The organism is Duncaniella muricolitica (assembly GCF_910574735.1).
Classification (GTDB): Bacteria; Bacteroidota; Bacteroidia; order Bacteroidales; family Muribaculaceae; genus Duncaniella; species Duncaniella muricolitica.
In genome coordinates this window covers 18,448-27,389 of record NZ_CAJTCF010000057.1, presented here as the reverse complement: position 1 = coordinate 27,389, position 8,942 = coordinate 18,448, and the positions used below count along the sequence as shown (strand labels likewise).

Sequence of the window (8,942 nt, the reverse complement as noted above, 5' to 3'; positions counted from 1 at the left end):
CATCAAGCCATATGTCATATGCCTGTTCTGTACGTTCGAAGCGCACCATCTCAAACAGTTCGTCCAGCCCCTGGGGCAAGAACATCCAGAATGCTTCCGATGTTTTCATACCGCAAATTTAACAATTTTCTGAAAATTACATGCACCGGAATTTCGGCTTGAGCCTGATATACTCAATGTATCAGACACAAAAGTCCGCTCACTGAAAAAAGGAGGAAGAATAGGCTTTATCAAATGCGGTAAAACATTACGCTTTGATGCTGGGGATGTTTTTTCACTCCTGACCCATATTGACAGAAAAGCCGATGGGTAAAGTTATCAGTCAATCTGACGAGAGTGTTAAAAGTTTCTATGATATGACACTCTCGATGCTCGAAATAGCGGAGCATCTTAAAGAGGAATATAAGCCTGCTCTATGTGGCAAAAGATTTCTCACAGATACCAAACTTGCGCATAAACTGGATATTACAAAAAGAGCCTTGCAGGATTATCGTGACAGAGGATTGATTTCCTATTATCGTCTTGACGGCAAAATACTATATTCAGAAGATGATGTTGACGAATTTCTGAGAGCCTCTTACCGTCCTAAATTCTATTAAATGAAGTGCGGCCACCGGGTGATACCGATGACCGCATTTCATTTATTGTTTCGACATAGTTTATACGACGTGTAAATCTCCGAACTTGCTGCGCATGGTAGCCATACCATCATAGACCGCCTGATCCTGCATTTTCGCATAAATCTGCGTTGTCTTTATGTCGGAATGACCAAGCATTTTTGAAATCACCTCGATAGACACGTTGTTGCACAACGACATGGATGCGAATGTGTGGCGTGCAACGTGAGTGGTCAGGTTCTTTTTTATTTTTGCCAAGTCTGCTATCTCTTTGAGATAGGCGTTCATTTTCTGATTGGTAATTACAGGAAGAACCACGCCCGATTCCTTTACCGTAGGATGATTAGCATACTTCTCTATAAGCTGACTGGGAACAGCCAGCATAGGGATTATGCACATTTCACCGGTTTTGGCACGTGCTTTGCGTATCCATGTGTGACCCTTGTCATCGTCCTGTATGTCGGAACGTAACAGAGTCTTCATGTCGCAGAAGGCCAGTCCTGTGAAACAGCAGAACACGAATGTGTCACGTACTATTTCAAGTCGGGGTATTTCCTTCAGGTCAAGAGCCATGACTGATTTCAGTTCTGTCTCGGTAAGAAACTGACGCTCGTTGTATGTACGCTGGTACTTCTTTCCGATGAAAGGGTCATGCTCAATCCATTTATGTGCCAGTGCATACTGCATCACATTCTTTACACATCGCAGATAGCGTACTGCCGCGTTGTTGGCGCACGCCTTCTTCATGCGCAGGAAATGCTGGAAGTCGTCGAGTATGCCAGAAGTCACGTCCTTAATTGGAATGTCAGGAGTGTTGAGACTTGTTTTGAAGAATTCCTCCATATAGTCGGCACAACGACTCCAACGCTGATAAGTGGCTTTCACAATATCGCCACGTTCATACTCCTCTTTGCGTATCTCGTTTGCATTACGGAACACCTCTATCATCATCTTTGGCTTCTCTCCGTTACCGAGAAACAGCGACTTCAGAATAGCCGGGTTGACAGGCTTGTTTTCTCGGATGAGCATATTGTGAATATCACAAAGTTTGGAGCGCACCAGTTCAAGGTACTTGTTCAGTTCAAGGTCACGGCGAGAGCGACCACGGCATAGATGCTTTTTGGCATCCCAATTTTCCGGGTCAACGGTGCGACCGATTTTGAACTCGGTAGCTTGTCCAGCCACCGATATGCGGGCAAAGATTGGATATTCCGCCCGTCCTGTCTGTGGCTTCCGCACATAGAAGCCAAGAGTGAAATAAGAATCGGATGTCATACGTTTGTGGTTTAATGGTTATATAAATATAATCATTTTTTTCGACACATCAAAACGATGAAGTCCGTTGAAGTATATGTATGTGCGCTGGCTATGATCCTGTCATATCACTACACTCTACTGTGAATTGTCACTCACAGCAAATAATGCTGAAATACGCAGAAATCAATGTTGAGGGTTGAATTTGCGGATGAAACTACGTTAATAAATCTTTCAAGAGTTAAAGTGTGTTTAGAAAACTCTGGAATTGCGACCCAAACCGGGTCAAAGGTTCGTTCCCACGCTGAAAACCCCACTTTGTGAACGGGTATATGATGGTAACATCATGTGTTTCAGTCAGCTCACAGTCAAGAATAATCAACTGTGAGTGAAATCGCTCACAATTGTGACCACTCACACATCACTCACAGCCGACCGTAATATTTTTCAGTGTTCCTCGATTTGGGCAAAAAAAAAGAAAAACGCTGAAAATCAAGTGATTTCAGCGTTTTACGGCGTTTTGCCATTTTGTCTTGTGACCCCGTCCGAGTCAAACTCACCGACTATGCCCGTTGTCTGCTGCTCGAGGAGTGTGGCATCAGCCTCCACGATGACAACAGCCCCGTCAACAGCATACTACACCGCAACCCCGACTACACTGACAGCAAGCGTTTCCCCTGGCTGCTCGAAGTCAAGGTCTACGGATTTGACGGAGTGGCACGATTCGTGATGGGACTGCCCGCCCACACTAAGATTACCGACACCCCGCGGCTCGACGACCACATACGCCGGCTAACAACACCCGTCTGACTGCAAAATCTGCTCCACCGACAACTTTTAGCAAGGTAATTTCATTATATATGTATGATTACTTACACGTTTTAAAAATTATCAGCATTATGAAAGCCTTAGGTAAAGCTCTGTTCTGGATCGGATTTGTCGCCCTCATCGGCGTAGTGCTCGCTTATCTCATCATCATACTCTCGGGAGCCGTGGCCTTTGCCACAACTGCCACAGCATTGTCCATCTGCGCCATCATACTCATAGGCTCGCTGCTCATGCTCATGGGCCGGTCATATGAAAAGTCGGGCGAACGGAAAGAGGAACTGAGACGCATACAGCACATGAACACCAAAAACTGACAATCCCGCGGGATACCAAAGTATCAAAAGCGGCAAAAGTCGGCCCCAAAGCCAAGACTTTTACCGCTTTTGTCGCTTTTGGGACTCCGGCATCTCCTTTTTTAACCATGTCGAGAGCATATTTACAGGGAAAATCGCTATCTTTGCAGCTACTTTACCCTGAAAACCATCCTACGACATGAAATCTATATTCCTTATTGCTCTCCTCGGCATGGCCGCTGTGGCTGTGTCATGCTCCGACAACGGCCCTAAATGGCATCTGAACGGCTCTATCGAAGGCCTTTCGGAAGATGACAACATAATTCTCGAAGCCAACAACCAGGGTTACTGGTATGTGGTCGACACCATCAACGCCAAAAACGGCAAGCTCGACTATGCCGGCGATGTGCACGGCTATCCCGACATCTTCCGCCTGCGTGTGGGCGACAGCTCGGTCTACTTTCCCGTCGACAGCATCGAGACAGTGACAATCAACGCCACGGCACCCGACATAGCCGCCAACCACACCCTCTCGGGCTCGCCCCAGGCCGTCAATCTGGCCCGTGTCGACAGCATGCTCACCGCTGCAGCCGCCGCCAAAGGTGTCAAGACCATGGTGGCCGACGAGGAGCTAAAGCGTCAGCTCGCCGGAATGATTCTCGCCGACCCCGCAGGCGTGGTCAGCTATTACATCATCAGAAAGACCATCGGCGACACTCCTCTCTACAACCCCTCGGCTCCTATGGACAACCGCATCATCGGTGCCGTGGCCAATTCGTTCAACTCTCAGCGTCCCGACGACCCGCGCACCAAATATCTCACCTCGCTCTTCCTGCGCAACCGTCGCCCCTCATCGTCGGCTGAAGGCTCTGCCATGCAGGCCCAGCTCATCAAAGCCTTCGAGATAGACCTCTATGACCACACAGGCAAACGCCACTCGCTCCTCGAACTCACCGAGAGCGGACGTCCCGTGATACTCAGCTTCACAGCCTACAGCGCGGACTGGTCGCCCGCCTTCAATGTCGAGCTCAACAAGGTCTACAGCAAATATCATCCCAACGGACTCGAAATCTATCAGGTGTCGGTCGACGAGGATGAATACGCATGGAAGCAGGCCGCCAAAAATCTCCCCTGGATTACAGTCTACAACAGTGTGGCCGACGGTGGCAAAGTGCTCCGTCAGTACAATGTCGCACAGGTGCCCACAACCTTTGTATTCAACCGCGAAGGCGAACTTGTGGAGCGCGTGCTCGACATCGCCGACCTTGACTCGGCCGTGGCAAAGGTAATCTAGTGAAGACCTTCTACAAGATTCTGCGCACCGTCCTGGTGATATTGCTGGTGCTGCCTCTGGCAGTGCCGGCTTTGCTGTATATCACCCTCTCAATTCCGGGCGTGCAGTCCTACATGGGACACCGCGCCGAGCGTGAACTCACAGCCCTGCTCGGCACACGTGTCACAATAGGCCGCGTGGAATACTCTCCCTTCACCCGCATAGTCCTCACCGACGTGTCGGTGAGCGATACAGACGGCAAGACGCCCCTGCGCATAGGCCATCTCGGCGCAGGCGTGAGCATCACCGAGAGCCTCTGGCAACGCCATCCAGTGGTGACATATGCCGAAATCATTGACCTTGAGGCCCATCTGTGGCGCGACTCTGTCGGCGCGCCCCTCAACATCGCTCCTATCATCGAACGGTTCAGAAAAAAAGAACCGGGCGGCAAATCGACCTTCGACCTGGCCGTCAACCTGCTGGTGATACGACGCTCGTCATTCACCTACGACATCCTCGACGCCCCGGCCCGCGGAGAGGGACACTTCGACCCCTCCCACATCGCCGTGAGCGACATCCGCGCCGACCTGCGCGCCCCACGCATATCCAACGACAACATCCGTCTCGACATCAAACGCCTCGGAGCTTACGACCGCTCGGGCCTGACCCTCTCCTCGCTCACGGCCTTGTTCTATGCCGACAGCGCGGGCTGCTCCGTGCAGAATCTCGGGCTACACATGCCCCACTCGTCGCTGACCTTCGACAACATCACCGTCAGCTCCTCACCGCTGTCTCCGGGCTTCGACCCTAAAAAAATCAATACGGAGATAGCCACACTCCCAGGCTCGCACATAGCCTCGGCCGACCTCGTGCCGCTCATGCCCGCCCTTGACGGGCTCGACCTAATCGCCGACATCGAGCTTGAGGCCGAGGGCAACGCCGCTCTCGTCGACATACCGCGACTCTCACTCTCGATACGCGACAAGGACACTTGGTTGAGCCTCAATGGGTTCGTGAGCAATCTCGACCACGCCAACGACTCGATTGAAATCAATCTGGAGCGCATCAGTGCCAACTTCAACGCCCCGGCCACACTCTCGATACTCACCTCACTCGGCGACAAAGAGCGCGCCCTGGCCCGAAAACTCACCCCGCTCGCATCGCTCGGCGACATCAACTTGCTCGGACGACTGGCCGCCGACAATCGCAGTCTCGACTTCAACGGCTCCGTCATCACCACAGCCGGCAGCATCGACATCGACGCCGGCATAATGCGCGACTCCCCCGCGGCTCCCGTCAAGGTCGACGGCATCGTCACAGCCTCCGAGTTCAACCCCTCGGGACTTCTTCCCGCGCTCCGTCCCCTCACCGACGTGTCGCTCCAGGCCTCGGCCGACCTGTCCATCCGACGCTCCGGAGCCATTGACGGCGAAGCCAAACTCCGTATCGACAACGCCACCTGGAACTCCACCCCCTACTCCGACATCACGGCCAACGCCACCTTTGCCGGCTATCAGATTGACGCCGCAATCGACAGCCACACCCCCACGGCCGACTTCTCCGTCAGGGGCGGCTATCAGACGAAAGGCGACCACCCGCTCACCGAACTCTATGCCAACATACGCAACATTGACCTCGCGCCGTTCGTGACCTCGGGCCCTTACAGCGGCTACAGCCTCTCGGCCGACATCGACGCCTCAGTGACAGGCCGCAAGGTCGACGACATGGACGGATGGGTCAAAATCAGCGACATAGACTTCTCATCGGCCCGCGACCATTCAGCCCCGGCCCTGCATCTTGACTGCATCGACATCGTGTCGATGGCATGCGACTCGGTCCACTCGCTCACCTTCAGCAGCCGGCCGCTCGACCTCACGCTCAAAGGCCGATACTCCTATCCCGCTCTGGTCTACGACCTTAAGCTGCTATGCGCCAAAGCCTTCCCCTCGCTGCTGCCGGGCCTCACGCCCGACGGCTCCATATCGAGCATGGCAACTCTCGACCTCACCGTCAACCCCGACTCATCCCTCTCAGGATTTGTCAAACTCCCCGTCGAGGTCATATATCCCGTGCAGCTCTCGGCCAGGACCGACGCCGACAGCGGCAACGCCTCGCTGCTGCTCAACGCCCCCTATCTCAAGCAGAAAGACAAGCTCATCGAAAACACCACCCTGAGCGCGGGCATCGACGGCAACGACAGCACCTCCTATCTCGGATTTCACACCATAGTCCCGACCAAAAACGGACCTATGGACCTCAACCTCAACTCGTCGGGAGTCACCGACTCGCTGCTCACATCCATCAGTTGGCGCATAGACCGCGCCAAGGATTTCCACGGCGACCTGTGCTTCTCGACAGCCTTCTCGCGCGATGACGACGGCCTCCTTACAGGCATACGCTTCATGCCCACCGACCTCGTCTTCAACGACTCGGCCTGGCATGTCACTCCGGCACGCATCGACATCCGTCCCCACCACATACACGTCAGCGACTTCGGAGCCACACGCCCCGGCCAGACTCTCGCCATCAACGGTGAGGCCGCAGCCGACTCGCTGAGCCGCATGGTGGTATCGCTCGACGACATCGACCTCGACTACGTGTTTGAGACACTCGCCATCAGCGACGCCGTCAACTTCGGCGGACGAGCCACCGGCCGCGTCTATGCCGAGGCACTCCTCTCGAAAGACCCTGTGCTCTACACGCCGCGTCTCTTCGTCAAAGGCCTCAGCTACAACCATTGCACCTTTGGCGACGGCGACATACACTCGTGGTGGGACAACAACACCAAGACCATCACCATCGGCGCGGACATCGCCGGCCTCAACGGCAAACACTCCACCATATCGGGCACCATCAAGCCTTTCACCGAAGAACTCGACTTCAACTTCTCGGCCGAGGAAGCCCCCGCCGGCTTCATGCTCCCCTTCATGTCGGCCTTCACCTCGAGCGTCAACGGCCTCATCTCGGGTGACGCCAGGCTCTATGGCACATTCAAGGACCTCGACCTCGAAGGCGACATCTACGTGCGCGATCTGAGCATGAAACTCGACTTCACCAACACCGTCTACACCGTCAGCGACTCGGTGCACATAGCCCCGGGCGAAATCACATTTGACAACGTAACCCTCAACGACCGCTACGGCAACAGCGCGAAACTCTCGGGACGCGTGTCACACCAATATTTCCACGAGCCGAGTTTCACCTTCAATATCACCGACGCCTCCGACATGCTTGTCTATGACATCGGCGAGCACGACACCTCCGACCCATGGTATGGCCGCATCTACGGCAACGGCTCCGCCACCGTCACAGGCGTCCCGGGCAAAATAGACATAGGCGTGAAGATGCGCACCGCGCCCGGCTCGACATTCACCTTCGTGCTCAGTGACGCCGAGCACTCGGTGGAGTATGACTTCATCAAACTGCGCGACCGCGACCGCGCCAAAAAAGACTCCATCGCAGCCCTCGACCCCACACCGCTCATCGTGCGCCAGCTCCGCGACCGCATCAACCGTCAGGAACAGGGACCTCCCACAGCCTACGCCATGGAGTTTAACGTCGACATCACCCCCGAGGCCACCCTCAACCTCATCATGGACCCAATCGGAGGCGACAAAATCACCGCCCACGGCACCGGACATCTGCGCATGAACTATGCCTCTGACGGCGAGCTGGAGATGTTTGGCGAATACACTCTCAACCGCGGCACCTACAACTTCACCCTCCAGGACATCATCATCAAGGACTTCACTATCCTCGAAGGGAGCCGCATAACATTTCTCGGCGACCCCTATGCCGCACAGCTAAACATTCGTGCGGCCTACTCGCTCAACGCCAACCTCAGCGACCTCGACGAGTCGTTTCTCGAAGACCGGGAGCTCACACGCACCAACGTCCGCGTCAACGCCATCATGATTGTGACAGGCGACATGCGACAGCCCGACATAAAGTTTGACCTCGAGTTTCCGACACTCACAGCCGACACCTACCGCAAAGTCCGATCCATCATATCGACCGACGAGATGATGTCGCGCCAGATCATCTATCTGCTCGCGCTCGACCGCTTCTACACGCCCGAATACATGGCCACCACCCACGGCAACGAACTCGTGTCGGTAGCCTCCTCGACCCTCTCGTCGCGCCTCGGCTCGATGCTCGGACAGCTCAGCGACAAGTGGAGCATCGCTCCAGCCATACGAAGCGACCGCGGCGACTTCTCCGACGTGGAGGTCGACGTAGCCCTCTCGAGCCAGCTTCTCGACAACCGGCTGCTATTCAACGGCAACCTCGGCTATCGCGACAAGTCGCTCAACAACAACAGCTTCATCGGTGACTTCGACATACGCTATCTGCTCAACCGAGCCGGCACAATACAGCTCAAGGCCTATAACCGCTACAACGACCAGAACTATTATCTGAAGAGCGCGCTGACCACTCAGGGCATAGGCGTAGTGTTCAAACGCGACTTTGACAACATATTCTCCTTTCTGCGTCCGCTGAGAAAGAAAAAAGAGCAGAATAAAGACAACGACGGAGAGGACAACCCCGAGGACAAAACGCATGACAAGAACGGCACCGAGCCCGCTGCCGCAACTACACCGGCCATCCCCTCCGACACCATCCCCAAGCCTCGCACCAACCGCTTTGAGGTAAAATGACCACGACTTATGTGACAGT

General features: G+C 54.4%; 6 protein-coding genes. 5 read left to right on the top strand and 1 reads right to left on the bottom strand.

Annotated features, from left to right (window positions below; translation table 11 throughout):
* Positions 1–305 precede the first annotated feature (305 nt).
* A complete protein-coding gene (locus QGT73_RS12270) occupies positions 306–599 on the top strand; it encodes a helix-turn-helix domain-containing protein (RefSeq protein ID WP_280122580.1) in 294 nt (97 codons plus the stop codon).
* Positions 600–659: 60 nt separating this feature from the next.
* Here QGT73_RS12270 and QGT73_RS12265 read toward each other — a convergent pair whose 3' ends face one another.
* Positions 660–1,892 carry a site-specific integrase gene (locus tag QGT73_RS12265; RefSeq protein ID WP_280122579.1) on the bottom strand — a complete coding sequence of 411 codons (1,233 nt, stop codon included), beginning with the start codon at positions 1,890–1,892 and terminating at the stop codon, positions 660–662.
* Positions 1,893–2,399: 507 nt separating this feature from the next.
* Here QGT73_RS12265 and QGT73_RS12260 point away from each other — a divergent pair.
* The 4 genes from QGT73_RS12260 (at position 2,400) to QGT73_RS12245 (ending at position 8,923) form a co-directional block, all read left to right on the top strand.
* Positions 2,400–2,681: a hypothetical protein gene (locus QGT73_RS12260; RefSeq protein WP_280122578.1), complete on the top strand. Its 282-nt coding sequence runs from the start codon at positions 2,400–2,402 to the stop codon at positions 2,679–2,681.
* 89 nt (positions 2,682–2,770) lie between these two features.
* Positions 2,771–3,013 (top strand): hypothetical protein, encoded by a 243-nt coding sequence (locus tag QGT73_RS12255; RefSeq protein ID WP_123616353.1) that lies wholly within the window; start codon positions 2,771–2,773, stop codon positions 3,011–3,013.
* Positions 3,014–3,191: 178 nt separating this feature from the next.
* Positions 3,192–4,286, top strand: coding sequence for a redoxin domain-containing protein (locus QGT73_RS12250; protein WP_280122577.1), 1,095 nt, complete (start codon positions 3,192–3,194; stop codon positions 4,284–4,286).
* Positions 4,286–8,923, top strand: coding sequence for a translocation/assembly module TamB domain-containing protein (locus tag QGT73_RS12245; protein ID WP_280122576.1), 4,638 nt, complete (start codon positions 4,286–4,288; stop codon positions 8,921–8,923). The genes QGT73_RS12250 and QGT73_RS12245 overlap by 1 nt, the downstream gene beginning before the upstream one ends.
* Positions 8,924–8,942: the final 19 nt, after the last annotated feature.

Bases quoted from the DNA above. Each gene is read 5' to 3' on its own strand.
- QGT73_RS12265 (WP_280122579.1), bottom strand. From the start codon at position 1,892: ATGACATCCGATTCTTATTTCACTCTTGGCTTCTATGTGCGGAAGCCA.
- QGT73_RS12255 (WP_123616353.1), top strand. From the start codon at position 2,771: ATGAAAGCCTTAGGTAAAGCTCTGTTCTGGATCGGATTTGTCGCCCTC.
- QGT73_RS12250 (WP_280122577.1), top strand. From the start codon at position 3,192: ATGAAATCTATATTCCTTATTGCTCTCCTCGGCATGGCCGCTGTGGCT.
- QGT73_RS12270 (WP_280122580.1), top strand. From the start codon at position 306: ATGGGTAAAGTTATCAGTCAATCTGACGAGAGTGTTAAAAGTTTCTAT.